The following is a 26,220-nucleotide window of genomic DNA, read 5'->3' as shown; positions in this document are numbered from 1 at the left end:
GAGTGCCCGGGGAGTCGCTCCGCTCACGCGAGCCGAGGCGATGTCCGTGGTCGATGTCCGTGGTTGCTGCCGGTGTTCTCGATGCGACGCCACCCATGCTCTGAGGGGTCCCAGCAGCCATGAGCCTGCTGCACGCCACCTGGCTGTCGAGGGAAACCGCGGCCGTGCCCGCCCTTGGCGGTGGTTACAGGCCAGGGTTGCTGCTCTGGGGGGACACCTGGCGCGTGGCGGAACCACAGGCCCCGGCAAGCGAGCCGCCGCTGCACCCCCTCAGCCTCGATCAGGACGACCTCGGCGCCTGGCTGGAGGAAGCAGACCTCTGGACCGAGGATTTCCGCCCCGCAGGGGCCAACCTCTGCCTGCCCAGCCGCCGGCAGGGCGCCAGGGGGAAAAGGAAAACCGACAGCAGCACCTGGAGCGGCCTGCCGCTGCAGGCGGGTGAGCCGATCCCGAAATCGGTGGAGTGGTGGCCCTGGCGCGTGGAGGGCTGGTGGCTGGAGCCTGGTGCCGCCACGATCTGGCTGGGCCGCCTGCCCCTCTCGGGCGACCATCCCGACCTGGCCGATGACCTGCGCTGGTGGAGCCACCTGCAGCGCTGGTCGCTGAGCCTGCTCTCGCGGGGCCGGCTGCTGCCCCAGGTGGAGGCGGGACGCGCCCGCTGGCTGCCACTGATCAACCGCGAGGACGACCGGCGTCGCCTGGAGGATCTGGCCTCGCGCCTGCCCCAGGTGGCCCTGGCGGCCCTGGAGCCCGGCCTGGGAGACGCCGGCGTTTCACTGGCCTGCTGGCGGCCGGGGTCCGGACGGCGACGGCTGGCTTCGATCCTCACGGATCTGGTGGATGCGCGCATGCGCGCGGGCTTCACCCCTGCGCCGGAGGGGCTGGACCCACTGCTGGCGGCCTGGCAGCGGGCCCTCGGACCCGGAGACGGGCGCCTCGATCTGGATGACGACGACTGCGAGCGCCTGCAGGTGGCCACCCACCACTGGCGCGAAGCGGTGGCCGGCCGGGTGGAGCCGGCCCGGGCCTGCCTCGAGCTCGACACCCCCGGCGAGGGGGAGGAGTTGTGGCCCCTGCGCTTCAGCCTGCAGGCCGAAGCCGACCCAAGCTTGCTGCTGCCCGCCGCCGGCGTCTGGGCCGCCGGGGCCGGCGCCCTGCAGCTCGGTGAAGCTGAACTCCAGCAGCCCGGCGAACTGCTGCTGGAGGGCCTGGGACGGGCCCTGCAGGTGTTTGAGCCGATCGAACGGGGCCTCGACACGGCCACACCCGAGCGGATGGCGCTCACCCCGGCCGAAGCCTTCGTGCTGGTGCGCACCGCCGCGTTGAAGCTGCGCGATGTGGGTGTGGGGGTGGTGCTGCCCCCCAGCCTCAGCGGAGGCCTTGCCAGCCGGCTCGGCCTCTCGATCGAAGCCGATCTGCCCGAGCGCTCCCGGGGCTTCAGCCTCGGCGAAAGCCTGCAATGGCACTGGGAGCTGATGATCGGCGGAGTCACGCTCACCCTGCGCGACCTGGAGCGGCTGGCTGGCAAACGCAGCCCCCTGGTGCAGCACAAAGGGGCCTGGATCGAGCTGCGTCCCGGTGATCTGCGCCATGCCGAGAAGTTCTGCGCCCTCGATCCTGTTCTCAGCCTCGATGACGCCCTGCGCCTGACCGGCAACGAAGGAGAGACCCTGCAGCGGCTGCCGGTGCACCGTTTCATCGCCGGCCCGAGGCTGCAGGCGGTGCTGGAGCAGTACCACCAGCAGAAGGCTCCCGATCCCCTGCCGGCTCCCGAGGGCTTCGCCGGGCAGCTGCGGCCCTACCAGGAACGGGGGCTGGGCTGGCTGGCCTTCCTGCACCGCTTCGATCAGGGGGCCTGCCTGGCCGACGACATGGGCCTGGGCAAGACCATCCAGCTGCTGGCCTTCCTGCAGCACCTCAAGGCGGAGAAGGAACTGAAACGTCCGGTGTTGCTGGTGGCCCCCACCTCGGTGCTCACCAACTGGCTGCGGGAGGCGAAGGGCTTCACCCCGGAACTGAGCGTGGTGGAGCACTACGGCCCCCGGCGGCCGTCCACCCCCGCCGCCCTGAAGAAGAAGCTGGAGGGGGTGGATCTGGTCCTCACCAGCTACGGCCTGCTGCAGCGCGACAGCGCACTGCTGAGCAGCCTCGACTGGCAGGGGCTGGTGATCGATGAAGCCCAGGCAATCAAGAATTCATCGGCCCGGCAGTCGCAGGCAGCCCGCGATCTGGCACGGCCGCTCAAGCAGAGCCGTTTCCGCATCGCCCTCACCGGCACGCCGGTGGAGAACAGGGTGAGCGAGCTCTGGGCCCTGATGGACTTTCTCAACCCGAAGGTGCTGGGGGAGGAGGAGTTCTTCCGCCAGCGCTACCGCCTGCCGATCGAGCGCTACGGCGACATGGCGTCGGTGAGCGACCTCAAGGCCCGGGTGGGTCCGTTCATCCTGCGGCGCCTCAAGACCGACCGCTCGATCATCTCCGACCTGCCCGAGAAGGTGGAACTGAGCGAATGGGTGGGGCTCTCCCCCGAACAGGTGAAGCTCTACCGCCGCACCGTGGAGGAGACCCTCGATGCGATCGCGCGGGCACCCGTGGGCAAGAAGCACGGCCAGGTGCTGGGCCTGCTCACCAAGCTCAAGCAGGTCTGCAACCACCCGGCCCTGATGCTCAAGGAACCGGAGGTGGGGACAGGCTTCAGCGCCCGCTCAGCCAAGTTGCAGCGCCTTGAGGAAATCGTGGAGGAAGTGATTGAGGCCGGCGACCGGGCCCTGCTCTTCACGCAATTCGCCGAATGGGGGCACCTGCTCCAGACCCACCTGCAGCAGCGCTTTCACCAGGAGGTGCCCTTCCTCTACGGCAGCACCAGCAAGGCGGAGCGTCAGGCGATGGTGGATCGCTTCCAGGAGGACCCCCGGGGCCCTCAATTGTTCCTGCTCTCGCTCAAGGCAGGCGGCGTGGGCCTCAACCTCACCAGGGCCAGCCACGTGTTCCACATCGACCGCTGGTGGAATCCGGCAGTGGAGAACCAGGCCACCGACCGCGCCTACCGCATCGGCCAGACCAACCGGGTGATGGTTCACAAGTTCATCACCAGCGGCTCGGTGGAGGAGAAGATCGACCGCATGATCCGGGAGAAGGCCCGACTGGCCGAAGACATCGTGGGCAGCGGTGAGGAGTGGCTGGGTGGCCTCGACCCCGGCCAGCTGCGCGATCTGGTGTCCCTTGAGGAGTGATCCGGTGATGGCCGGAGCGATTGTTCTGCTGGCCGACGGGAACGGCACCCCAAGGCTGCTCGACTGGCTGGATCATCACCAGCCCCTGCTCGATGGATTCCCCCTGCTGGCCCCCGCTGAATTGGCCGGCGATCTGGCCCGGGATGAACGCACCGCCGGCCTGAAGCTGACCCCGGAGGGGGGATTGGCTGCCGGCGGCGACATCCAGCTGGCCGAGCGGATCCTGAGCGGCGCGGTCAGCGCCGTGCTGTTCTTCGTGGATCCAGCCACCGCCCTGGCCGGCACCCCCGACCTGCGCCTGCTGCTGCGGGTCTGCGCCCTGGCCGACACGCCCCTGGCCCTGAACGAGGCCACCGCCACCCTGGCCCTGCGAGGCCTGGGTCGCTGCCGGCTGGCCTACCTGATCTTCAACCCGGTGGCCGGCCAGGGGGACCCCAATGAGGATCTGGCCCTGATCCGGGCCCTGCTGGAGCCGCAGCTGGTGCTCAACGTGGTGATGACCCGCCCGGATCGTGACCCTGCCGATCAGACACGGGAGCTGGTGGACATCCTGCAGGCACGGCCCGAACCCGAGAGCGGCAGCGTGATGATCCTGGCCAGCGGTGGTGATGGCACGGTCTCGGCCGTGGCGGGTGCCGTGATCGAGACCGGCATTCCCCTGGGGGTGATCCCCCGGGGCACCGCCAACGCCTTCGCCAACGCCCTGGACATCCCCACCGACCTGGAGTGGGCCTGCCGCACGATTCTGGCCGGACACACCCGGGTGGTGGACGCGGCCCGTTGCAACGACACGCCGATGATCCTGCTGGCGGGCCTCGGCTTCGAGGCGGGGATGGTGGACCGGGCCACCCGGGAGCTCAAGACCATGCTGGGCCCCCTGGCCTACGTGCTGGCCGGCGCCCAGCAACTGGCCACCCAGGAGCCCTTCCAGGCGAGGCTGACCATCGAGGGACAGGTGACCGAGTTGCAGACCGGGGCGATCACGGTGGCGAATGTGGCCCCGGCCACCTCAGTTCTGGCGCAGGGATTCGGCCAGGTGATCCCCGACGACGGCCTGCTGGAGATCACCATCGCCTCCCCCGTCAACCGGCTGCAGGGGCTGAACACCTTCGCCTCCCTGGTGGCCTCCGCCGTGGTCCGCACACCCACCAACCGGCCCGATCTGCTCTGCCTGCGGGCGCACGCGATCACGATCAGCACCGATCCACCCCAGAAACTGGTGATCGACGGCGAACTGATCGAGGCCGAACCGATCAACATCGTCTGCCTGGACGGGGCGCTGACGGTGTTCGTCCCTCTCCCCGTGGACTGAGTCCGGCAATGACCCTGGGGGACACCGGCTTGTCGCGTTACGGCGCCAGGATCGGACCTACGACCTCTGCCCAACCGCTGCTCCACCTTCCGCTGGGCCGGCGTCGATGTGTTTTGGCTTGAGCTGATGCGCAGTGGTCCCAGTGGTGCCGATCTGCCTGTAAACAAGGTCAAACCGCCCCTGCCCCGGTGTCCCTCGCCATCGCCCTGCTCACGGTGTCGGATCGCCGCAGCGCCGATCCCTCCAGTGGTGACCCCTCCGGCGATGCCCTGCGCCAGCGGCTGGAGTCCGCTGGCCACCACCTGGTGGAACGCCGGCTGGTGCCCGACAACCGCTACGCCATCCGCGCCGCCCTGAGCACCTGGATCGCCGATCCGGCCGTGCAGGTGGTGATCAGCAGCGGCGGCACGGGCCTCACCGGCCGTGACGGCACACCGGAAGCGGTGGCGCCCCTGCTCGACAAGACGATCGAGGGGTTCGGGGAGCTGTTCCGGGTGCTCTCCTTCGAGTCGATCGGCACCAGCACCCTGCAGAGCCGCTGCCTGGCGGGGGTGGCCAACGGCACGATCCTGTTCGTGCTGCCTGGCTCTCTCGATGCGGTGGCCACGGCCTGGGACCGGCTGATCCGAGCCCAGCTCGATGACGCCACGCAGCCCTGCAACCTGGTGCAGCTGCTGCCACGGCTGAATGAAGATCCCCGTCGCCCGGCGACCAGCCCGGGCGTTGGAAAAGGTGTGGGCTGAACCCCGCCTGGCCCGGGTCGGCGGTTGAAATGCTGTGGTGAGCGAAGCCAGTGGAGCAGAGGGTGGGACAGATCGTCGGACGGGTGGAGGCGATCTGGCGCTACCCGGTGAAATCGATGCTGGGAGAGCGCCTCGAAGCCGCCACGATCGGCAGCGGCGGGCTCGTCGGCGATCGGGCCTATGCCCTCTGGGACCACGCCACGGGCCGGGTGGCCAGCGCCAAGAATCCAAGGTTGTGGCGTGACCTGCTCGGCTATGCGGCCCGGTGCCTGGAGCCACCGCAGGCAGAAGCGGCGCCACCGGCGGTGGCGATCACCGCCCCGGCCGGAGGGCAGGAGCCCTCCGAGGGCGCCCGCATGATCAGCAGCGATGCCGCCGTGGACAGCTGGCTCAGCCAACGCCTCGGCCGGGAGGTGAGCCTGCTGGACCAGTCTCCGCAGGGAGCCAGCCTGGATCAGTACTGGCCAGCGGTACAGCAGCGGGAGTTTCAGGATGTGGTCAACGAGCTGGTGCTGCCGCCCGGCACCTTCTTCGACTCCTGCCCGATTCACGCCATCAGCACGGCCAGCCTGGAGCGGCTGCGGCAGCTGGAACCCCTGCTCGACTTCGCCGTGGAGCGCTTTCGCCCGAACCTGCTGATCCGCCCGGAAGCGGGCGCCAGCGGCTTTGTGGAGGAGTCCTGGATCGGCCACAACCTCGCCCTCGGCGATGACCTGCAGCTCCACGTCAGCGATGGCTGCCCGCGCTGTGTGGTGACCACCCTCAGCCAGGGCGAACTGCCGGAAGACCTGGAGATCCTGCGGGCCACGGCACGGCACAACAATGTGGTGGCTGGAATCCGCCTGAGCGTGAACAACCCCGGAGATGTGCACGTGGGTGATCCGGTGGTCCTGCTGGGCTGAACGCGATGGCGGCAGGGTCCGCTGGGGGTGGCGAGGACGCTCTCAGCTCTCGCTGAGCCAGTAGAACTGCCCCCCCTGGAGAGCGATCACACCTTCGTACTGGGAGGGCTTGACTCCGGTGTAGAGATCCGTGTAGTTGGCCCTTGGATTGATGCCATAGCGGCTGTAGCTCTCCAACTCCAACTGCTGGGGGTGATCGTCGAAGTTGGCAATCACGAACACCTTTTCGGAACTTCTGAGATGGTTGTAGCGGAGGTAGCAGAGAAGATGTTCGTTGTCAGAGTGCAGAAGCTCACGGTTGTTGAAGTCTGCAAAGGCGGAGATCTCCTTACGAATGGCAATCATCCGCTTCATGGCCGTGAAGATCGTGCACTCCACGGTGCCCCGCTGATGGCGAAGCGCAGCTTTCTCCCAATCGATCTTGGCTCGGTGCACCCAGCGGCTGTCATTGTCCTTGCTTGGATCACTGGTATAGCTGTAGTCGTTGAGAAGCCCCAGCGCATCACCGTTATAAATCAGCGGAATTCCGCCGAAGGAGAACATGATTCCGTTGAGCAGCAGTATCTTATTGACCGCCATATCGATCAAGGCCTTATCTCCCTTTTCAAGCGCCGACTCAAGCCCCGCCAGCGAGGCCAGCGACCCACAGATTCTCGCATCTCCTGTTGAATCGTTGCGCATGAACTCAAGGCCTCTGGCAGTATCATCATATTTTCCGATAAAATAGTCGATCAGGAACTTGCGATGGGAATAAGGCTCATAGCCTGCGGCCGCAATGTCCTTGTCATCGAAACCAAAGCCGATGTCGTCATGACAGCGGACATAGGTCAGCCAGGTGGCACGATCCAGCTTGGTGGGCAAACTCTTGATGCCTTCGCGTAACAGCTTGGTGTTGCGCGTCGCAATGCCATCCCAGAGAAGTGCCATCAGCGTAGCGTTGTAGGCAATTTCACATTCTTTGGCAACGATCGCATCCTCGCCGAAGTATTTAGCCACCTCACTTGGAGCTACAATGGCTTCAGCGATGAACAGAACTCCAGGAGCCGTGACCTGGCAGCAGTCCTTGAGCAACTGGAGAATCAGATGGGCCTTGCGCTCATTCTGGCAGGTTGATCCCATCTTCTTCCAGAGGAAGGCCACAGCATCAAGCCTGAGCACATCCACGCCCTGGTTGGCCCAGAACAATACGATCGAGAGGATTTCGATAAAAACTTCGGGGTTTCTGTAATTCAGATCCCACTGGTAGTCGTGGAACACTGTCATCACCCAGCGCCTCATCTCCTCATTCCAGGTGAAATTCCCTGGGTCAGTCTCCGGGAAAACCCACGGCATGCCCTGTTCGAACACATCAGGCACAGAACGATCCTCAAACGTGAGGTAGTAGTTCTGATAGCGAGTGTCGCCATCTTTAGCCTTCAAGGCCCATTCGTGCTCATCGGAGGTGTGGTTAAGGACGATATCAAGAACCAATAGGATTCCATTCTTTCTGAATTGTTCGGAAATCCTCTGGATATCATTCAGATCACCAACTCGGCTGTCGATCTCGCGAAAGCTGCTGATGGCATAGCCTCCATCGCTCTTGCCGACAGGGCACTTCAGGATCGGCATGATGTGAACCATGTTCACACCGAGCTCCTGGAAGTAAGTGATCTTGGTGGCCAGGTCAGCCAGGTCATTGGCAAATCCGTTGGTATACAGCGCCATGCCCACCCATTTCTGCGAGAGGAACCAGTTGTGGTCTTGCTCCCGACTCATGTCGATCCGCTCGGACTCCTCCGATCGGTAGATGTAGCCCTCAGCCATCGTCTCCACGAGGCGGACCATCTGTGCCTGGAAGTCGTCGCGATCTCCATAAAGGGTGGAGAAGAGCGAGTGGATAGCATAAAAGTTTGCGCCTAGCCTTGTGTAGAAATAGCGAAGATTCTGTCGTTTGATTTCTGGCTTCAATTCATCCAGAATCGAATTCAGCAGGGAGTGGGAAATCTGCTCGTACATCAGGAAGTCAACGAAGGGTGGAGGGGTCTATGGGCAAAGCTCTGAGAAGCACCGGCCTGAAGCAGGGATGGCGATGAAGCTGGGGTACGGCTGGGCTGGGCCTACGTAATCCAGTCCTTTGTGGCTGGTTGAAAATGAACAAGGCCCTCAAGAATCCCGGCGCTGTAATTACCGTTCATACCCAGGAAGTCACCCTTTGCGAGATACAAAGCCTTATCGGTTCCCCGTTTCCTGGAGCCCTCGCTGGCCTGCCGCAGGACGTCGGGGTGAGCATTGGCCACGAGAACGGAGGGAATGGAGCTGACCAGAATCGGTAGATCATTGCCGCTGTCTCCGGCGAAGACGGTGGTGGTGGGGCCAAAACCCTGCTCCTGCATCAGGAACTCCACCGCATGCAACTTGGTGGCACGCTCGGGCAGGATGTCGAGAAGGCCCACCTGAGCTTGCTCATCCACACTGTAGATCCAGCTGGAGCGGGCCTTCAGCTCCTGCAGCCGAGCTTCCATCCTCCGCCGGAGGCTGCCCAGATCGAAGCCCAGGGGCAAGAAATAACTGAGTTTGTAGCGGCTCTGGCGGTCCTCCTCCTGCAGGGTCAGGCCTTCAAGGGAGGAGAAGACCTCAGCGATCTGTCCACGGCTCAGCCCAGGCCAGTCCCTGGAGATCTCCTCGTCCCAGGCCAGGGAACGGACCCATGTCCCCGGGGACTTCAGCTGGTGCATCCGGCTTCCGACATCGCTGATCACCCAATCAGGCGTGGGGATGCCGTACTGCTTGATCGCCTGCTCCACCAGAGCCAGATGACGACCGGAGACGTAGGCCAGGGTCACCTCAGGGCGGGCCACCACGGCCGCAAAGCGATCCCGGGCCCCTGGTGACTCCTGGGGCTCCCCATTGGGCAGCAAGGTGCGATCCAGGTCCGTGCAGAGAAGGAGACGCGTCATGGCAGAGGCCGTGGCATGGATTGATCGGGGTGTGGTGATCCAGTCGTGGGCGACCACAGCCATTCAGATTCAACAGATCGTGTTCTGATCCGTTGTGATGTGGGTGAGGTTGTGATCAGAAAAAGCCGTAGTGCCTGATGGCCTCAAGAATTCCCCAGGCATGGGCTCCATTGGCGAAGTAAACCTGTTCATTCCCACTGAGGTTGGAAAGTTCTTCCTGATGCCTGTTGGAGACCACCACCCCCAGGGTGTTGCCTCTCAGCATGTCGGCGTCCCCTCCGGAGCCGCCCGTGACCAGGGTGCGCTCGAGCGGAATGTTGTACTGACTGGAGACGTATCGCAAAGCCTGGCCCTTGGAGGCCCGGGCCGGGACGATATCCAGGTATTGCCCGAAGGAGAGCGTGGCATTCACCGACAGTTCCTTCTGACGCAACAAGGCATGGATGTCGTCGAGGGGAGGCGCGTGCTCGGAATCGTAGTAGTACGAGACCTTGAATCGGCTCTGCTCGTTCTTAGGCTGGGGGGACAGCCCTGGCACCGGCTCGAGCACTCGGCGCAACACCTGCGGTGTCCAGGAGTGATCGATGTGATGGCTCCAGGCAATATCAGCGAACAGTTCAGAGGTATAATAAATCTCTGTTCCAAGGCTGGTAATCAACACATCCGGAGTCGGAATATTGTTACGTTTCAGGATGGTCAACACGGAATCAAGGCGGCGGCCTGTGGCGATCCCGAACAGGAACTGGCGACGATGGGTGCGCACCACCTTGGAAAACTGCTCCAGGGCTTCGGCATCGCCCAGCAAGGTGTTGTCGATGGCCGTGAACAGGGCTCGGTTCCTGTAACTGCTGAATTGATGGGTGGCTGGGGACTGGGCCAGCGGTTTCTGCTTGGATACCACCGGCTGCAGCATGGCCAGATAGGCCTGGGCATGGGCTTCCCAGGAATAGAAGCGGGCGATGTTGCGCAGCCCGTTTCCGGAGAGTTCTCTCCAGCGCCGGGGCTTCTCCAGGATGGAGAGGATGGCGTCGGCAATGGCCTCCCGGCTGAGGGGATCCACGAGCAAGCCATTGCGGCAATTGCCGATGATGTCGACCGGGCCACCATTCTCGGTGGCCACCAGGGGCAGACCACTGGCCGCCGCTTCCAGGAGGGTCAGGCCGAACGGCTCGGTGAGAGCAGGATTGACGAACACGCCCCTCGAGGCTGCGGCCAGGCGATAGATCTCGGGCACCTCCTCGCCGCTGTGGTGCTTGGGGAGGGCCACTCGGCCATACAGGTCATGGAAATCGATCACCCAGAGCAGTTCCGTCAACACCGACTGGGCCCCTTCATTGAGCTCGCGAATGTCATCCCGATTTCCGGCGACGATCACCAGATTGGCCAGGCCCTGCAGACGCTTGTTCTGGCCATAGGCCTCCAGAAGCGACACAATGTTCTTTCGTTGATCCGGCCGTGACAGGGCCAGGATCATCGGCTTGGCTGGATCCCGCAGAAACGGATTGAGCCTGTCCAGAAATTCTGGTGCGTCTGAAGTCTGACTGTTCGTGGGGGGGTGGAACTGCTCGAGGTCGGTGCCCGGAGGGATCACCGCCATCTTCTCTGGTGTGTAGTAGTCGTAAAGCTCATATTGACTCTCGATTTCATTCCGCGTGCTGGTGATCACCAGCTCAGCACAGCTCAGGGTATCTTCCTCAGCGCTGATCCGCGCCTGCATGTGATAGCGCTTCTCGATCTGCTCGATGTCCATGCCCACGGCAAGCAGGCGGCGGTATTTGTCGCGACCGAGGGAGTGACCGGTGTGAATCAACGGCAGGCCGGTGAGATTCGAAAGGCGGACTCCTACATAGCCAGCATCGGCATAGTGGGTATGAACAACATCGGGCAGCCTGGGCTGTTCCGCCAACCAGGTGGAGAGGTGATCAGCAAAGCTGTCCATGTGGGGCCAGAGCTGCTCCTTGGGCAAGTATTCATTCGGACCTGCCTTGACTCGTACAATCTGAAGATTCTCTGCTAACTTCTCAATGGGAACTGCATAGTCGGGGCTGACGTGATCATCCACAACCAGTCGGGTGACCAGATCCACACGCTCAACGCCTTCCTTCCTGGCCAGGGCTTTGGCCAGTTCAACCACGTATTTCGTCTGGCCGCCCGTATCGGCGTCACGACCCAGCTCCAGGTTATGGCCTCGGATCAGGCCATGGATACTGATGAGCAGGATATAGAGACCACCGGAGCGGGCCATATCAACCATGATCGCCTGGGGGAAAGTGATTCAAGAATGCCTGGCAACCGGCCAGAAGCGACTGGGCAGGAATCGCCGTTGCCGGCAATCGCCCTGAACACTGATGCGAAAGCCAAAACCGAGAAGATCAAGCAAACGGAAAAAGCGTTGGCACAAAAGCCTGCTGAGAAGCGTAATGAGGCAACTTTTTTATTATTTAATTTATCAACTAAGAATACACATTTCCTGGCATTCCGTCAAGCGTTTATCGCAACACCAGAACGTTCATTGTGGAGTTGGAAACCAGCAGGAGTGCGCACGCAGCTGTGCCGCCTCTGCGGGCGGGGTGGCAAACGTGCTGGACCTCCACGCTGCACTTCCGCACCAGGAGCTCTCCCAGGCCGGGGGGATTGCCCCGATGCCCATCTCTGTGCCCACCCCAGCCCTGAAGCGAGGCAACCCGGTGGTCATCGTCGGTGATCTGTGTGATGGGTCCTATCGGTGCCTGGGGCGGGGCGCGCCATCCTGAAGAGGTGGACCCCGCCGCGAAGATCGTGAAGGCAGAATCGCGCAGGTCCAACAGTGCTCCTGATCCAGGCGCCCCTGAGCTGGGCGGCGGCTGGCCGGTGATCGAAGGCTGGGCCAAGGCCACCCTCTCCCCCAAAGGCCCCCTGCTCTGGCAGACCCTGCTGCACAAGAGCGCCTGCCTCTCCTGCGCCTGGGGCACAGGCGGCCAGAACGGAGGCTTCCGCGATGAGCTGGGGGAACCCCTGCAGCGCTGCCTCAAGAGCGTGGAGGCGATCAGCGCCGAGCTGCAGCCGGCGGTGATCCAGGAGGTCTTCGGCCAGCGCAGCCTCCAGGAGCTGCAACGCCTCACCTCCCAGGAGGCCGATCGCCTCGGCCGCCTCAGCCATCCCCTGATCCTGCGGGAGGGCCGCAGCCACTACGAGCGCCTCAGCTGGGACGACGTGCTGGAGCTGGCCGAAGCGGCCTTCCGGCACCCGCCGGAGCGGGTGGCCTCCTACAGCTCCGGCCGCTCCTCCAATGAGGCCGCCTACCTGCTGCAGCTGCTGCTGCGGGCCTGGGGCTCGAATAACCTGGCCGACTGCTCCGATCTCTGCCACGCCCCCTCCACCGTGGGGCTGAGCGAGGTGTTCGGCTCCGGCACCTCGATGGTGAGCCTGGAGAGCCTGCGACAGGCGGAGTGCGTGGTGCTGGTGGGATCCAACGCTCCGGCCAACCACCCGCGGCTGATGAACGAGCTGATCCGCCTGCGCGAGCGCGGCGGCAGCGTGATCGTGATCAACCCGGTGCTGGAGGTGGGCCTGCTCAGGTTCGGCTCGCCCGCCTTTCCGATCAAGTCGATGCTGCGGGGCTCGGAGATCGCCTCGCTGTTCCTGCAGCCGGTGCCGGGCAGCGACACCGCCGTGTTTCTGGGCCTCCAGAAGGCGTTGCTGGAGGCCGGCTCGATCCAGTGGGACTTCCTCAAATCCCACACCGAGAACTGGCAGGCGGTGGTGGAGCCGCTGCAAGCCACCTCCTGGGAGTCGATCTGCGCCTGCTGCGGCCTCAGCCGCGAGGAGCTGGAGCACGCCGCCGCCGTGATCGCCCGCTCCAGCGGTGTGGTGTTCGCCTGGGCAATGGGGATCACCCACCACGCCAACGGCACCGCCAACGTCCATGCCATTGCCAACACCGCCCTGCTCAGCGGCAACGTGGGCCGGCCCGGAGCCGGCACGATGCCGATCCGCGGCCACTCCAACGTGCAGGGCTTCGGCTCGATGGGCGTGACGGTGAAGCTGCGCGCCGCAATGCAGCAGGCCCTCGAAGCCCTGCTGGGGCGCCCGCTCAGCCGGGTGCCCGGCTACGACACCCGCGCCCTGATCGAAGCGGCGGAAGCCGGAGATGTGGACACCCTGCTCTGCCTGGGGGGCAACCTCTGGGGGGCCAACCCCGATTCCGAGCAGGCCCGCCACGCCCTGGGGCGCATCGACACCGTGATGTATCTGGCCACCAAGCCCAACCAGGGCCACTTCCATGGCCTGGCGGCCCGCCAGACCCTGGTGCTGCCGGTGTTCAACCGCTTCGAGACCCCCCACCGCACCACCACCGAATCGGGCAACAACTTCGTGCGCCTCAACGAGCCCGGCACCACCCACCTCGAGCAGGCCGATCTGATCAGCGAGGTGGGCTTCCTGGCCGAACTGGCCCGGCGGCTGATGGGCAACGATCCGATCGACTGGGGGCGCCTGCAGGACCCCGTCTATGTGCGCCAGCTGATCGCCCGCACCGTGCCCGGCTACGGCCCGATCGCGGAGATCGATGCCACCAGGCGCGAATTCAGCGTGGAAGGGCGGGTGTTCGAGCAGCCCAGCTTCCCCACGCCCTCAGGGAAAGCACGGATGGAGCCCACACCCCTGCCGGCGCTGCAGCTCCCCGAGCCGGACCATTTCGGTGGCCTGGCGCCGGGGGAATCCGGCCTGGTGCTGGCGCTGATCACCGCCCGCAGCTACGGCCAGCACAACACGGTGGTGTACAAGGTCGGCGATGCCTACCGGGGCATGCCGCACCGCCAGACGATCCTGATGAACCGCGCCGATCTGGCCCGATCCGGCCTGGCCGCCCACCAGCGGGTGACGGTGCAGGGGGAGGCCGGCCAACTGGAGGGCATCGAGATCATCCCCGGTGAGATCCGCGAGGGCGCCGCACTGATGTTCTATCCGGAGGTGAATGCGATCATCCGCGCCCCGGCGGATCCCCGCAGTGGCACGCCAGGGTTCAAACGGGTGCCGGTGTTGGTGCGCGGCGGGATCAGGCCGGTGGCGGCGCCAGGCGCCGCGTCAGCTGGTGCAGGGGCAGGCTGAGCAGGATCAGTCCCAGGGCCCAAATGCTGTTGGCGGTGTCGTTGCGGATCGCGGCGATCAGGAACGCCAGCGAACCCAGCCAGACGATCACCGCGCTGAGCGGATAGCCCGGATCCCGGAAGGGCCGCTCCAGCTCGGGCTCTCGCCAGCGCAGCAGCAGCAATGCCGTGATGCCGCTCAGATACAGCAGCACATAAAGGAAGGAGGCGATGCCCAGCAGGACCGTGAAATCGCCGAAGCTCACCAGCAACCCGGCGGTGGCGGTCGTCAGCGCCAGCCCGAGCACGGGGGTCCCGCTGGTGCTGACCGCGGCGAACTGGGGCAGGAACAAGCCATCCCGGCTGAGGCCATAGAGGATGCGCGGTGCACCCATCACCACGGCATTGACCAGACCGAACGAGGAGATCAGCGCCAGCACCACGATCAGCTGAGCACTCCAGGCCCCGAAGATCACCTCGGCGGCATCGGCCAGGGGCAGCACCGACCCTGCGATCCGCGAGACCGGCAGCAGCCGAAGCAGTGCCAGATTCACGAGCAGGTAGAGCCCCGCCACACTGAGTACACCCCCCACCAGCGAGCGGGGCAGATCCTGGCTGGGCTGGGCGAATTCCTCAGCGAAGTAGATCGGGCTGTGCCAGCCGTCGTAGGTGGTGATCACGGCCTGCATGGCGAACCCCGTGCCGATGCCGAGGCTGACCCCGCCCCCCGCCGCCCGGCCCCCGGGGTCGGCAGCCTCCAGCAACGGTTCGGCCCCCCCCGCCAGCTCCCTGACCGGGGCATGCAGAAAACAGGCCGTGATCAGGCCGAGGAAGGCCAGAGCCTTGCCCAGGCTGAGGATCTTCTGGCTGAGGCTTCCGGCCTCCAGGCCGAGCCGCTGGATCAGCGCAAAGGCCACCAGCACCAGCAGGGCCACCACCTTGCTGCCCACGGGAAGGGCCGGCAACAGGCCGATCGTGTAGTCGCCGATGGTCACTGCCACCCAGGCCAGACCGGCGCAGTGGCCCACCCAGTCGATCCAGCCCACCGAAAAGCCGGCCTGATCCCCCAGGGCCCGTCGGGCGTAGACCGTCCAACCACCAGCCCGGGGCAGGCTGGTGCTCAGTTCAGCCACGGCGAAGGCCCCGAGCAGGGCATAGAGCGCCCCCGCCACCCAGGCGGCCACGATCAGGGGAACACTGCCGAGCTGCTCGGCCACCAGGCCGGGAGTGCGCAGGATGCCGGCGCCGATCGTGCCCCCCACTGCCCCGGCGATCCCGAAACTGACTCCCAGGATCTGCAGCAGGGAGCCCGATTTCTCAGGTGTGGACATCAGGCACCGTGCGATTGCCGCGGGAGCGGAGCAGGCTCCCACCAGCGACGAGTCTGCTGGGCGTCAGGGCGTGCAGAGCCGGCGCCGGTCGTGATCGCACGGCGGGCCGGAGACCCAATTCGTTTTCAGATCCCTGTGAGGGGCCAGGCGCGGGTGGAGATGATCAAGGCGTCGTCGGCCAGAGGTTCGCTGCGGCGCACTTCCGAGAGGCGGGCCTCCACCACGGTGCGCTGAAGGGCCTCCCCCATGGCGTTCCGCAGCACAGGGCTGGCCTCGAACGCCCGCACCGCCTCGGTGAGGGTCCTGGGAAGCCTCGGAGCCTCGGCGGCAGGCGCGGCCGAGGGATCCCCGCTCAGCGGGGGCGGCAGGACCCGGGGGCGCTGCAGAGCATCCAGGAGCACGGCCAGTACGCCGCCCACCAGCAGATAGGGGTTGGCGCTGAGATCGGCCACCTTGATCTCCAGGTGACCCGGTTCTCCGCCAGCGGCAGGCACCAGGCGCAGCGCCGCCTCCCGGTTCTCCACCCCCCAGACCTGAAACGGCGCCGCCCAGCGGCCCGGGGCCAGCCGCCGGTACGACACGGCCAGGGCGCAGGCCAGGGGCATCAGGGCCGGCAGCTGCTCCAGCAGGCCCGCCAGCAGTGCTTCCCCCCTTGGCGTCAGCCCGGCCGGGCCCGCCCCACCGGCCAGCAGCGGCACGCCCCGCTCCACCACGCTCAGATGCAGGTGGCCGCCGTTGCCCACCAGATCGGCCGTCACCACAGGAGCAAAGCTGCAGATCCAGCCGAAGCGGCGGCTCACCTGCTGAATCACCAGGCGCGCGGCCACCAGGCGATCGGCAGCCTCCAGCGGCTGCGCCGCCGCCAGCGACAGCTCGAACTGGCCGGCGCCGTATTCCGGGTGCAGCTGAAGCCAGGGCAGCTCGGCGGCATCCAGGGCCTCAGCCACGGCGCTGAGGTAATCCAGCCCCTGCACCAGACGATCGGCGCCGTAGGGGCCGCCCGCCACTGCTGGAATCCAGCCCCCAGCTGGCTCTGGCTGCCCCACCATCCACTCGATCTCGAAGCCGGCCAGGGCGCTCAGCCCGGTGGCGGCGAGGGCCGCCTCCTGCCGCGCACAGAAGCCCCGTTGATCCAGGGCGTAGATGGCGCCATCGCGCTCGTGGCGGATTCCGGGGGCCCAGGCCCAGCCGTTTCCAGGATCGAGCGGGCGCAGGGCCGCGAGATCAGGCTTCAGGCGCAGGTCGCCATCGGGCCTGGCCAGGGATTGCTGCGGATCGATCAGGCCCGTGGCCCCGAAGGCATCGGACACCGGTGAGAAGCCCAGCCCCTGGCTCGCCACCAGCGGCAACCGCCCCAGCGGCACCCCCTTCGCCAGCACGGACCCGGCGTGGTTCACGAAGGTGACCGCCACACGGCGCAGACCGCGCTCCAGCAGCTCGGCGGTCAGAGCAGTGGCGCTGGGAACGTCAGGCACAGCAGGGCAGCCACAGGCCTCGAGATCATTGCCTGATTCGGCGGCAGAGGCCATGGTGGAGGCCACGGCCACTCCATCCCTGCCCTTGGCTGCCGCGGCCCTGCTCCTGGTCGATGTCCAGAACGGCACCTGCGGACCGGCCGGCCCCGCAGGCAGCAACGCATCACCCCCGCCCCGGCCGCCCGGCTTTGAAGCCCACTTCCAGGAGGCCGTCCTGCCACGGCTGCAGCAGGCGCTGGCACACGCACGCCAGGGCGGGCTGGAGGTGATTCACACCGTGATCGCCAACCTCACCGCCGACGGGCGCGATCGCAGCCTCGACTACAAGCGCTCCGGCCTGGGGTTTGCTCCGGGCAGCTGGGAGTCAAGGGTGATCGAGCCCCTCACCCCCGGCCCCGATGAGCTGGTGCTGCCCAAGAGTTCCTCCTCCCCCTTCAACTCCACCAGCCTCGACTACCTGCTGCGCAACATGGGCATCACCGAGCTTGTGGTGGCGGGCCTGCTCACCGATCAATGCATCGATCACACCGTCAAGGATGCGGCTGATCGCGGTTACACCGTGACCTGCCTGATCGATGCCTGCATGGCGGAATCGGCCGAACGCCACAGGGCAGCGCTGCGTTGCTTCAGTGGCTACTGCCGACAGCTCACTGTGGCTGCATTCAGCGGTGGGGCCTCACTCCCCCATTCCTGAGGAGCTTTCGGGCAGCGGCGGGCACGCCAGGTTGCCCTGCCAGGAGCCCCCTCCTGTTTGCTGAGCCGTCCAGGTGATTCCAGGGCGGCCATCACGAACCACCGCCTTGCAGGAGCGCTGCGCTCCGCTCGGGGTTGTGAGCAGGGCGTCGCCCGTCTGGCAGCTGTAGCTGTCCTTCCCGCCCGTGGTGCCGGCGGCACAGCCGCTCAGGTTGGAGAAGGTGGCCTTGGATCCATCCTCCATCGATTTCTTGCCGAGGTAGTTGGCAAAGGAGGTGGGATCAGGCTTGAAGGGCAGAGCGAAGGCGGCCAACGGAGCGCTGATCGCCGCGAGGGTGAGGGCAACCTTGAACGTCTGGCGCATGACGATGGAAATGATTGACGGCTGAACGCATTCGCGTCAGCCCGATCATCACCCCCCCAGATAGGCCATCTCAGCAAGGGAACGTGGCGTCGTGACATTCCCTGAAGGTTGCTCCAACTTGCGCTCCTCGCTGTAACGGTCGTGGCGCTGGCTCCAGAGGCCCCGCAAGGCTCCGCTCAGGCTGTCGACCGCAGACGAAGACGGACGCAGCCATGGCTTGAGATCAACTCCGCTGGAGGCGAACAGGCAGGTGTAGGCCACGCCGTCGGCGGTGATGCGCAGCCGGTCGCAGTCGCCGCAGAAGGGGGCGGAGATCGAGGCCACCACGGCCAGGTGGGCCACCCCGTCGCGGTAGCGCCAGCGACTGGCGGTGCCATGGGCCTGGCGCCCGAGGGGCTCCAGAGGCCAGTGGATGCCGATCCGCCGGACCATCTCGGCGGCTGGCAGCACCTGATCCGGCTGCCAGCCATTGCGGTTGCCCACGTCCATGAACTCGATCAAGCGCAGCTCGATCCCCCGCTGACGGGCCAGCGCAGCGAGGGGGAGCAACTGATCCTCATTCAGACCGCGGGCGATCACGGCATTGAGCTTGAGCGCCCCTGTGGCGGGATCGAAACCCGCCCTGCGGGCATGGTCGAGGGCGGCCAGCACCTTCTCGAGCACGGCCTCTCCGGCAGGCACCCCACCGGCCAGGCCCGCCATGCGCCCCACGCTGGCGCCATCGGTGCCATCGAGGCTGACGGTGATCCGATCCAGGCCCGCCCGCCTGAGCGCCCGGGCCCGCTCGGCGCTGAGCAGCACCCCGTTGGTGGTGAGGGCGATCTCGCTCAGCCCTGATGAGCCCGAGCTTCCCCTCGCCCCGCGCAGGGGTTGCAGCGCCGCCACCAGTTCCTCCAGACCCCTATGCAGCAGGGGCTCGCCACCGGTGAGCCGCAGCCGGCTGAAGCCCAGCTCAGCCACCGCGGCCACCAGCTCGACCCGCTCGGGCAGGGTGAGCAGCTCCGGGGGGTCCTGGCTGTCGGGGCAGCAATAGGGGCAGGCGAGGTTGCAGCGGGCGGTGAGGGACAGGCGCAACACCCCCGGGGGACGGCCCAGCTGATCGAGGGGAGGGGTCGGAGCGGCCACGTCTGCGCGACCTGGGCGGCCGGAGGCTGGCGGCTCAGCCTGGCGCAGACCCATTGAAACCGTCGCTCAGCCCTGGCCCGCAATCCCCCGGGGTGTTGGCATTGAGCAGCTGATCGGGGGCAAGCTTCACGGCACTGACGCGGCGGGTCTGCTCGAGCCAGCGCAGCAGGCTGCGCCCGCCACGACCGGTGAAGGCCTCGGCCGCCGCCCTGTTGGAGGGCGTGGCCGGATAGAGGCCCAGCAGGGGCTGCAGCCGTTGGCCATCGTGGGCCAGATGGATGGTGTCGGGGTCGAAGCCGGCCTCGGCTGCGGCCACCAGGGCCCGCAGGCCCCCGGGCTGCAGGCGGGGCATGTCCACCGGGGCCAGGAGCAGCCGCTGGCCGGGGTGCAAAGCCATCAGCCTGGTGAGCGCCAGCAGGGGCCCCTCCCGGGGGGGCGGCTCGAGCAGCACCTCGATCTCCAGCTCAAGCCTTGCGCTGAGCTGACGGGCCAGGCTGCCGTGGGCGCGGTGGCGGCTCACCAGGGTCAGCGGCACCCCGAGGCCGGCCAGCAGAGTCAGGGCCTGCTCCAGCCAGGTGCCGCCGCTGGGGTGGGACAACATGGCCTTGTCGGTGCCCATGCGCCGGCTGTCACCGCCACTGAGCAGGCAGGCCCGCAGCATGGCCGGCTGCGATCGGTGGTCACGGCGCGACGGGCCGCCGGCTGATCCATTCATGGGCACGGTGCGCCAAGCAGGCGATCCGCCCCTGATCGCGAGGGATGCCCAGCCTTCATCCGCGCCGACACCTTCGCCTCCGGATCGACTCCGGAGAACGTGGGAGGCAGCCAGACCCGCACCACCATCAGCAGGGCCATGGTGGCCAGGAACAGGCAGACCGCGAGGATCTGATGCCAGTCGGTCTCCAGCACCCCGTTCACGATCACCTCCCGCAACACCGAAACGATCGCAATCTCCACCGACACACCGATGGAGACCCGCTGCTCCTGCAGATAGATGATCAGCAGGCGAAACAGCTCCACCAGAATCAGGATGAAGAGGATGTCGGCTGTGATCGCGTGAAACTGGGGCGCTGAGAGCAGCGTGGAGAACAGGATGCGCATCTGCAGCACCATCACGCAGAACAGGCCCACACAGAGGGAGACAGCAATCAGATCCTGAATCGCCTCGAGGGATTGCACGATCTGAACGCGGCGGAACTGCTGATACCAGCGAACCCGGCCTGGGGGCGGAGCGAGCGGCCGGTCAGCGGCGCTCGGCTGAAGGGCGTCGGAAATGGCTGTGGTCAAGGGGATCAGGCTCGTCGGCCGGAGAGGTCAGTGAGCGAACCCTACGCGGCTTTTTCTTATGCATCAATCCGCGTTTGATGAGGCTCACTGATGGAAGCCATGGGCACAGGGCCGGCCGGCGGAGGAGGACAGGCCGAGCCCAGCAGGTCACAACCGTCCAACGGATGATCCAGCGAAGTTGTCATTCCGTAGCCAGATACACATGGAAGAATCGCCGACACAACCTTAAATACCCAAACGGTTAGCATTCGGCGCCGGAAATAACCCCTGAGCGCTTTTTCCTGAGGCCAGGACTCGATACGCATTGATTCATGCTCAGTGAACTCTGGTCTCTCCAGGGGCGTTACAAGACGCTTCATCTCACCTGGTTTGCCTTTTTTCTCACCTTTGTCGTCTGGTTCAACCTTGCGCCACTGGCCACGACCGTCAAGGCCGACATGGGGCTCTCCCTGTCCCAGATCCGCACCCTTGCCATCTGCAATGTTGCCCTGACCGTCCCTGCGCGCATCCTGATCGGCATGCTGCTGGACAAATTCGGGCCTAGAGCCACCTACTCCACCCTCCTGGTCTTCTCGGCCATCCCCTGCCTGCTGTTTGCGAGCGCCCAGGACTTCAGCCAGCTGGTGATCGCACGGCTGATGCTGTCGATTGTGGGAGCTGGATTTGTGATCGGGATCCGCATGGTGGCCGAATGGTTCCCTCCCAAGGAAATCGGCCTGGCTGAAGGAATCTATGGCGGATGGGGGAATTTCGGCTCAGCCTTCTCCGCACTGACCATGGTGATCATTGCTGGCTGGCTGTCTTTCTCCGGGGGCGCTCAGATCGGCGACGTTGTTCTCAACTGGCGGGGCGCTATTGCGCTCACAGGCATTATTTCCGCTGTGTATGGGATTATTTATTTTTTCAATGTCACTGACACGCCCCCTGGCAAGATTTACCAAAAGCCAGCCAAGACCGCTGGGCTAGAAGTCACTTCCATCAAAGACTTCTGGGGTCTGATCGGCATGAACGTGCCTTTCGCGGCCATTCTCTGCGTGCTGGCCTGGCGCCTGCAAAAAGTCCAGTTCCTGAATGACACCGGCTACACCATCGCCCTGCTGCTCATTCTGGCCTTCTTTGTCGTTCAGACCCTCGGGATCGTACGCACCAACAAGGATCTTGTCTTCGGAGGTCGCACCTATCCCAAGGACGACCGCTACGAATTCAAGCAGGTGGCCATTCTTGAGCTCACCTACATCGTCAACTTCGGATCCGAGCTGGCTGTGGTCTCGATGCTTCCCACCTTCTTCGAAACGACGTTTCTGCTCCCCAAGGCCACAGCAGGGATCCTGGCTTCCGCTTTTGCCTTCGTGAATCTCGTCGCCAGGCCGGCCGGCGGGCTGATCTCGGACCGGCTTGGATCGAGGCGCAGGACCATGGGATTCCTCACCGTCGGACTTGGCATCGGCTACCTGGTGATGAGCATGATCAAGCCCGGCACCTTCATTGGTACGGCAGGAATCCTGCTCGCGCTGATCCTGACCATGGGTTGTTCGTTCTTCGTGCAGGCTGGGGAAGGATCCACCTTCGCCATCGTGCCCCTGGTGAAGCGACGGGTGACCGGGCAGATCGCCGGGATGGTGGGAGCCTACGGAAATGTTGGAGCTGTGGCTTATCTCACCATTTACAGCCTGCTCCCCATCTGGATGGGAGGGGAGGCAGGAGAGCCCACCCCGGCCATCGTCGCCGCCTCCAACAGTGCCTTCTTCCAGGTGCTGGGCATCGCCGGTCTCGTCGTCGGCCTGATGTGCTACTTCTTCCTCAAGGAGCCGAAGGGATCCTTCGATGAGCAGCACGAAGGAGAGATGATGCTCAAAGAAGCGGTCTGAGTCCAGCTGGATCAGGTCCTTCCCTTCCGTTTCTGCCGGGCTGGTGGTCCCTTTCTTGACACAGCAAGACCCTGCCACCGTGCGCTCCCAATGCCCCTACTGCGGTGTGGGGTGTGGTCTGGAGATGCTGCCCCCGGCAGCCAAGAAGCAACTCACCCGGAGGAATGAGGAGGGCCTGCCGATCTGGGGGGTACGTGGGGATCGCCTCCATCCCTCCAGTCACGGGCAGGTGTGCATCAAAGGGGCAACGGTCGGGGAGACCCTGGATGCCTCCCGCCTGGAGGTCCCTCTGCACAGGCGATCACTCCAGGATCCCTTCACCCCGATCAGCTGGGATGAGGCCCTGGATCTGATTGCCGGCCGGATCCAGCAGACCTTGAAGGCCAAAGGCCCTGACGCCATCGCAATCTATGGCTCCGGTCAGTTTCACACGGAAGATTATTACGTTGCTCAGAAATTGATGAAGGGAGCCATTGGCTCCAACAATTTCGATGCCAACTCCCGGCTGTGCATGAGTTCAGCTGTGGCCGGTTACACCCGCAGCCTGGGATCGGATGGCCCCCCCTGCTGCTACGACGACATCGACCACTGTGATCTGGCCGTTCTGATCGGCACCAACACCGCGGACTGTCACCCGGTGTTGTTTCAGCGGTTGCTCAAGCGCAAGAAGCGTCAACCCCGGAAGCTGAAGATCGTGGTGGTGGATCCCCGATCCACGGCCACTTCCGACGCGGCTGATCGACATCTGGCCATCCGGCCCGGAACCGATCTGGTCCTGCTGCACGGCATCGCCCACCTGCTCCTGCGCCGGACCAGGGTCGACCACGACTTCATCGATGAGGCCACCGAGGGCTTCGAGGGCTTCGCCACCATCGTCCAGGCCTGGACCCCGGCCAGGGTCGCGGGGATCTGCGGCATCGAGGAAGCCGACCTTCGTGGGTTGGCCAGCCTCTTTGGCTCCGCCCATTCCGTGCTCAGCCTCTGGTCGATGGGGGTGAATCAAAGCGTGGAGGGAACGGCCACGGTGTCGGGCATCGTCAACCTCCATCTGCTCACCGGCCAGATCGGACGCCCGGGGGCGGGGCCCTTTTCGCTCACGGGGCAACCCAACGCCATGGGGGGCCGCGAGGCCGGCGGCCTGGCCCATCTGCTGCCGGGCTACCGGGTGGTCACGGATCAGACGCACCGGCAGGAGGTGGAGCGAGCCTGGGGTTTCCCGATGGGATCCATCTCCCCTCGGCCCGGACTGAGCGCCTGGCAGCAGGTGGAAGCCATGGAGCGGGGCGATCTCGACCTCTGGTGGGTGGCCGCCACCAACCCCCTGGTGAGCATGCCCAACCTGGGGCGCGTCAAGGCCGCCGTCGAGCGCTGCCCTCTGGTCGTGCTCAGCGAGGCCTACGCCGGCACCGAGACGGCCGAGTACGCGCACCTGCTGCTGCCGGCGGCCCAATGGAGCGAGAAGCGCGGCACCATGACCAACTCAGAGCGCCGGGTCACCCTCTGCCCGGAGTTCCGGCGCCCTCCCGGACAGGCCAGGCCTGACTGGCAGGTGTTCGCCGCCGTGGGCCGGCGCCTCGGATTCGAGAGCCAGTTCAGCTTCGATTCGGCCGATCAGGTTTACGACGAGCTGGCCGCACTCACCGCGGGGCGACTCTGTGACCTCTCGGGGCTGAGCCATCAACTGCTCCAGGCAGAGGGGCCGCAGCAGTGGCCTTACCCCGCCGGCAGCACCCCGACAGCCGAGGCCAAGCGCCTTTACGAGAACTGGGTCTTCCCCACCCCCTCCGGCCGGGCCCGCTTCATCGCCGAACATCCCCTGGGCCTGGCTGAGCCCCCCTGCGACACGTTCCCCCTGGTGCTCACCGTTGGCCGCTACCTCGGCCAGTGGCACACCATGACGCGCACGGCGAAGGTGCCTCGGCTGATGTCCATGCACCCCGAACCCCTGCTGGAAATCCATCCCGATGACGCCCTTGACCTTGGCCTCGAGCAGAATTGGATGGCGGCTGTGAGCTCACGCCGGGCCAGCCTGGTCACCAAGGTGTTGATCACGGATCGCATCCGGCCGGGAACCGTCTTTCTGCCGATGCACTGGGGTTTCATGCAGGAGGGGGCCTGCGAGGCCAATGCCCTGATGCACGAGCAGGCCTGCCAGGTGTCTGGCCAGCCGGAACTCAAGGCCACGGCCGTGCGCGTGGTCCCCGCCCCTCAGTCGAGCACTTCCAGCAAGGCCGCCGGCAGGTTGTGATGGTCGTGGCCCGGGCGGGCCAGCTTGCAGAGCGCAAACCGCTCCAACTCGCCCAGGCCATGCCATTCAGCCAGGCTGAGAGGCTTCCCCAGGGCGGCGGCCGCCTGCAGCACGGGCTCTGGAGGGGCGGCTGCCCCCTGCCAGGGCTCGGCGAACACCGGCGGCAGATCCCTGGCCTCTCCCTCTGCCATCGGGCGGGTGAGCGCACGGATGTGGTCGGCCATGGCACGCAGATCGTCGGGCCCGTCGGGCCAGAGCACCAGCTCCTGACGCTGGGCCTGATCAAGGGTGAGCCAGTGGGTGAGGCGCAGTTTGATGCCGGCCAGGTCGAGCTTCCGCCGCAGGCAGAGGGGGATGCAGCGCCAGTTCCCGATCAGGTCACGCTCAAACGCGAAGCAGCGACTGGCCTGGCTGGTGGGCTCAGGAGGCATGGCTTCTCCAGGCGATCAGCTCGTCGAGCTTCGCCAGAACCGAGCCATTGCTCAGAAGCTCTCGCGCCATTTGGAGCCCCTCCTGGAGATCAGGAGCCCGGCCCGCCAGCCAGAGATAGGCGCCGGCGTTCCAGAGCAACGGTGCCCGCAGAGGCCCAGCGCCGCCCAGCGCCGCCCGCGCCTGCGGGGCCCAGCTCTCGAGATCGATCCAGGGGGCGTCGGATTCGTAGCAGCCATGGTCGCGGGGGTGAAGGATCAATCGCTCCATCTCTCCATGGCGCACCCTGGCGGTGATGCAGGCCCGGCTGTTGGGAAGATCCGTGCTTCCCTCCAGGCCCTTGACGGTGATCAGATCCGTCTCACCGCAGAGCAGCAGAGACTTCCAGGCCCGGGCTTCGGTGGGGGGGTGCACAAAACCACTCACCATCAGGTGATCCCCCCGGTGGGCGGTCCAGAGCAGCTCGAGGCTGGCCACGGGGGGGCGCTTGCCCAGCTCTTCCCGGTACTGGTTGAGCGCTTCCGCCAGCGGGAAATGCTCAGGCTGGTGGAGGAGAGCCAGCCCGTGCTGATCAAGTCCCAGCTGCACGGATCCCAGATCCAGACCCAGCAGATTCAGGCCAAGGCCCCTGAAGAGCTCCATGGCCGTGACCCCGTACTTGACCGGCATCCGCCCTGCGCCCTGCAGCACCACGGGAATCCCTGCCGCGGCCAGCACCAGGGCGGTGAGGGGGTACACGGGGGCCGTGCGGCTGCGGCCGTCGAAGGGGATGCCGAAGCAGATGGCCCGCCGCTCGGTGCTGAGGTTCGGGCCCAGCCGGTGATAGAGGTCGAGCATGCCGGCAAGCTCCTGGGGCTCAGGCCTGCGGATGCGGTGAGCGATCAGGAAGGCGCCGATCTGGGCTGGACTGGCCTGAGCGGTGAGCATCAGCTCCAGGGCCTCCTGGGCCTCCGCCCGAGTCAGTCCGGAACTGGTGTGCTCCCCACTTCCGATCCGGCGCAGCAGCTGCTTGAACCGCTCGCGGGCCGGCAGCTTGATCGCCGTGGCTGGATCGTGCTGGAGATCAGATGTCGTCGATGGCGTGGCCATGGGCGGCATCAGAAGCACCGATTGAGGAAGGTCAGGACTCGATTGTGGCACCGCCCTCTGCGGCCAGGGATGGAGCCAGGAGGGCAGGTGCCGCATCCCTGGCACAAAGAAGTATCAAC

Annotated in this window: 19 protein-coding genes; 8 read left to right on the top strand and 11 right to left on the bottom strand. The window is 65.7% G+C overall.

The window, feature by feature from the left end; genetic code table 11:
* Positions 1-119 precede the first annotated feature (119 nt).
* The 4 genes from FPZ61_RS00520 to FPZ61_RS00505 all read left to right on the top strand — a co-directional run bounded on the left by FPZ61_RS00520 (position 120) and on the right by FPZ61_RS00505 (position 6,190).
* Positions 120-3,233, top strand: a complete 3,114-nt coding sequence (locus tag FPZ61_RS00520) for a DEAD/DEAH box helicase (RefSeq protein WP_185464297.1) — start codon at positions 120-122, stop codon at positions 3,231-3,233.
* The gene (locus FPZ61_RS00515; protein ID WP_370593312.1) at positions 3,184-4,545 is read left to right on the top strand and encodes a diacylglycerol kinase family protein; all 1,362 of its coding nucleotides are present in this window, start codon (positions 3,184-3,186) and stop codon (positions 4,543-4,545) included. Before FPZ61_RS00520 ends, FPZ61_RS00515 begins: the two co-directional genes overlap by 50 nt.
* A 188-nt stretch (positions 4,546-4,733) precedes the next feature.
* On the top strand, positions 4,734-5,288 hold the full coding sequence (moaB, locus tag FPZ61_RS00510; protein WP_185464298.1) for a molybdenum cofactor biosynthesis protein B: 555 nt from the start codon (positions 4,734-4,736) through the stop codon (positions 5,286-5,288).
* A gap of 62 nt (positions 5,289-5,350) precedes the next feature.
* Positions 5,351-6,190: an MOSC domain-containing protein gene (locus tag FPZ61_RS00505; RefSeq protein WP_370593313.1), complete on the top strand. Its 840-nt coding sequence runs from the start codon at positions 5,351-5,353 to the stop codon at positions 6,188-6,190.
* Between the two features lie 42 nt (positions 6,191-6,232).
* On the opposite strand, the gene FPZ61_RS00500 is transcribed toward FPZ61_RS00505, so the two are convergent.
* The 3 genes from FPZ61_RS00500 to FPZ61_RS00490 all read right to left on the bottom strand — a co-directional run bounded on the left by FPZ61_RS00500 (position 6,233) and on the right by FPZ61_RS00490 (position 11,371).
* On the bottom strand, positions 6,233-8,185 hold the full coding sequence (locus FPZ61_RS00500; protein WP_185464299.1) for an amylosucrase: 1,953 nt from the start codon (positions 8,183-8,185) through the stop codon (positions 6,233-6,235).
* 101 nt (positions 8,186-8,286) lie between these two features.
* On the bottom strand, positions 8,287-9,126 hold the full coding sequence (locus tag FPZ61_RS00495; protein WP_185464300.1) for an HAD-IIB family hydrolase: 840 nt from the start codon (positions 9,124-9,126) through the stop codon (positions 8,287-8,289).
* A gap of 115 nt (positions 9,127-9,241) precedes the next feature.
* The gene (locus tag FPZ61_RS00490; protein WP_255441233.1) at positions 9,242-11,371 is read right to left on the bottom strand and encodes an HAD-IIB family hydrolase; all 2,130 of its coding nucleotides are present in this window, start codon (positions 11,369-11,371) and stop codon (positions 9,242-9,244) included.
* A 467-nt stretch (positions 11,372-11,838) separates the two neighbouring features.
* On the opposite strand from FPZ61_RS00490, the gene FPZ61_RS00485 reads away from it, so the two are divergent.
* Positions 11,839-14,214 carry an FdhF/YdeP family oxidoreductase gene (locus FPZ61_RS00485; RefSeq protein ID WP_255441232.1) on the top strand — a complete coding sequence of 792 codons (2,376 nt, stop codon included), beginning with the start codon at positions 11,839-11,841 and terminating at the stop codon, positions 14,212-14,214.
* Here FPZ61_RS00485 and FPZ61_RS00480 read toward each other — a convergent pair.
* Positions 14,162-15,523 (bottom strand): APC family permease, encoded by a 1,362-nt coding sequence (locus tag FPZ61_RS00480; protein ID WP_185474714.1) that lies wholly within the window; start codon positions 15,521-15,523, stop codon positions 14,162-14,164. The two genes, FPZ61_RS00485 and FPZ61_RS00480, sit on opposite strands and share 53 nt — an antisense overlap.
* Before the next feature lie 125 nt (positions 15,524-15,648).
* A complete protein-coding gene (locus FPZ61_RS00475) occupies positions 15,649-17,052 on the bottom strand; it encodes a glutamine synthetase family protein (RefSeq protein ID WP_185464303.1) in 1,404 nt (467 codons plus the stop codon).
* Between FPZ61_RS00475 and FPZ61_RS00470 the strand changes: the two genes are divergently transcribed.
* Positions 17,051-17,692: a cysteine hydrolase family protein gene (locus tag FPZ61_RS00470; protein ID WP_255441231.1), complete on the top strand. Its 642-nt coding sequence runs from the start codon at positions 17,051-17,053 to the stop codon at positions 17,690-17,692. The genes FPZ61_RS00475 and FPZ61_RS00470 overlap by 2 nt on opposite strands.
* On the opposite strand, the gene FPZ61_RS00465 is transcribed toward FPZ61_RS00470, so the two are convergent.
* The 4 genes from FPZ61_RS00465 to FPZ61_RS00450 are packed head-to-tail and all read right to left on the bottom strand — an operon-like array spanning position 17,675 to position 20,467.
* Positions 17,675-18,055: a hypothetical protein gene (locus tag FPZ61_RS00465; RefSeq protein WP_185464304.1), complete on the bottom strand. Its 381-nt coding sequence runs from the start codon at positions 18,053-18,055 to the stop codon at positions 17,675-17,677. The genes FPZ61_RS00470 and FPZ61_RS00465 overlap by 18 nt on opposite strands.
* A 48-nt stretch (positions 18,056-18,103) precedes the next feature.
* Entirely contained in the window at positions 18,104-19,180 is a 1,077-nt protein-coding gene (locus tag FPZ61_RS00460) for a GTP 3',8-cyclase MoaA (protein WP_370593314.1), read from the bottom strand.
* A gap of 34 nt (positions 19,181-19,214) precedes the next feature.
* Positions 19,215-19,895 (bottom strand): molybdenum cofactor guanylyltransferase, encoded by a 681-nt coding sequence (locus tag FPZ61_RS00455; protein WP_185464306.1) that lies wholly within the window; start codon positions 19,893-19,895, stop codon positions 19,215-19,217.
* Entirely contained in the window at positions 19,892-20,467 is a 576-nt protein-coding gene (locus FPZ61_RS00450) for a phosphate-starvation-inducible PsiE family protein (protein ID WP_221629687.1), read from the bottom strand. The genes FPZ61_RS00455 and FPZ61_RS00450 overlap by 4 nt, the downstream gene beginning before the upstream one ends.
* 311 nt (positions 20,468-20,778) lie before the next feature.
* On the opposite strand from FPZ61_RS00450, the gene FPZ61_RS00445 reads away from it, so the two are divergent.
* Positions 20,779-22,335 carry an MFS transporter gene (locus FPZ61_RS00445; RefSeq protein WP_185464307.1) on the top strand — a complete coding sequence of 519 codons (1,557 nt, stop codon included), beginning with the start codon at positions 20,779-20,781 and terminating at the stop codon, positions 22,333-22,335.
* A gap of 43 nt (positions 22,336-22,378) precedes the next feature.
* Entirely contained in the window at positions 22,379-24,583 is a 2,205-nt protein-coding gene (locus FPZ61_RS00440) for a molybdopterin oxidoreductase family protein (RefSeq protein ID WP_370594254.1), read from the top strand.
* On the opposite strand, the gene FPZ61_RS00435 is transcribed toward FPZ61_RS00440, so the two are convergent.
* Both FPZ61_RS00435 and FPZ61_RS00430 read right to left on the bottom strand, forming a co-directional pair.
* Positions 24,544-25,014: a nitrate reductase associated protein gene (locus FPZ61_RS00435; RefSeq protein ID WP_185464309.1), complete on the bottom strand. Its 471-nt coding sequence runs from the start codon at positions 25,012-25,014 to the stop codon at positions 24,544-24,546. The genes FPZ61_RS00440 and FPZ61_RS00435 overlap by 40 nt on opposite strands.
* Complete coding sequence (locus FPZ61_RS00430; RefSeq protein WP_185464310.1) at positions 25,004-26,101, bottom strand: anthranilate phosphoribosyltransferase family protein; 1,098 nt, start codon at positions 26,099-26,101, stop codon at positions 25,004-25,006. Before FPZ61_RS00430 ends, FPZ61_RS00435 begins: the two co-directional genes overlap by 11 nt.
* Between the last annotated feature and the right edge of the window lie 119 nt (positions 26,102-26,220).

It is taken from the genome of Synechococcus sp. BSA11S (assembly GCF_014224355.1).
In the GTDB taxonomy this organism is placed as follows: Bacteria; Cyanobacteriota; Cyanobacteriia; order PCC-6307; family Cyanobiaceae; genus Regnicoccus_A.
The sequence above is the reverse complement of the archived record's forward strand: the minus strand, read 5'-3'. Positions and strand labels throughout refer to the sequence as shown.

Bases quoted from the DNA above. Each gene is read 5' to 3' on its own strand.
- FPZ61_RS00455 (WP_185464306.1), bottom strand. From the start codon at position 19,895: ATGAATGGATCAGCCGGCGGCCCGTCGCGCCGTGACCACCGATCGCAG.
- FPZ61_RS00435 (WP_185464309.1), bottom strand. From the start codon at position 25,014: ATGCCTCCTGAGCCCACCAGCCAGGCCAGTCGCTGCTTCGCGTTTGAG.
- FPZ61_RS00520 (WP_185464297.1), top strand. From the start codon at position 120: ATGAGCCTGCTGCACGCCACCTGGCTGTCGAGGGAAACCGCGGCCGTG.
- FPZ61_RS00430 (WP_185464310.1), bottom strand. From the start codon at position 26,101: ATGGCCACGCCATCGACGACATCTGATCTCCAGCACGATCCAGCCACG.
- FPZ61_RS00475 (WP_185464303.1), bottom strand. From the start codon at position 17,052: ATGGCCTCTGCCGCCGAATCAGGCAATGATCTCGAGGCCTGTGGCTGC.
- FPZ61_RS00465 (WP_185464304.1), bottom strand. From the start codon at position 18,055: ATGCGCCAGACGTTCAAGGTTGCCCTCACCCTCGCGGCGATCAGCGCT.
- FPZ61_RS00495 (WP_185464300.1), bottom strand. From the start codon at position 9,126: ATGACGCGTCTCCTTCTCTGCACGGACCTGGATCGCACCTTGCTGCCC.
- FPZ61_RS00445 (WP_185464307.1), top strand. From the start codon at position 20,779: ATGCTCAGTGAACTCTGGTCTCTCCAGGGGCGTTACAAGACGCTTCAT.
- FPZ61_RS00485 (WP_255441232.1), top strand. From the start codon at position 11,839: ATGGGTCCTATCGGTGCCTGGGGCGGGGCGCGCCATCCTGAAGAGGTG.
- FPZ61_RS00490 (WP_255441233.1), bottom strand. From the start codon at position 11,371: ATGGCCCGCTCCGGTGGTCTCTATATCCTGCTCATCAGTATCCATGGC.
- FPZ61_RS00470 (WP_255441231.1), top strand. From the start codon at position 17,051: ATGGTGGAGGCCACGGCCACTCCATCCCTGCCCTTGGCTGCCGCGGCC.
- FPZ61_RS00500 (WP_185464299.1), bottom strand. From the start codon at position 8,185: ATGTACGAGCAGATTTCCCACTCCCTGCTGAATTCGATTCTGGATGAA.
- FPZ61_RS00480 (WP_185474714.1), bottom strand. From the start codon at position 15,523: ATGTCCACACCTGAGAAATCGGGCTCCCTGCTGCAGATCCTGGGAGTC.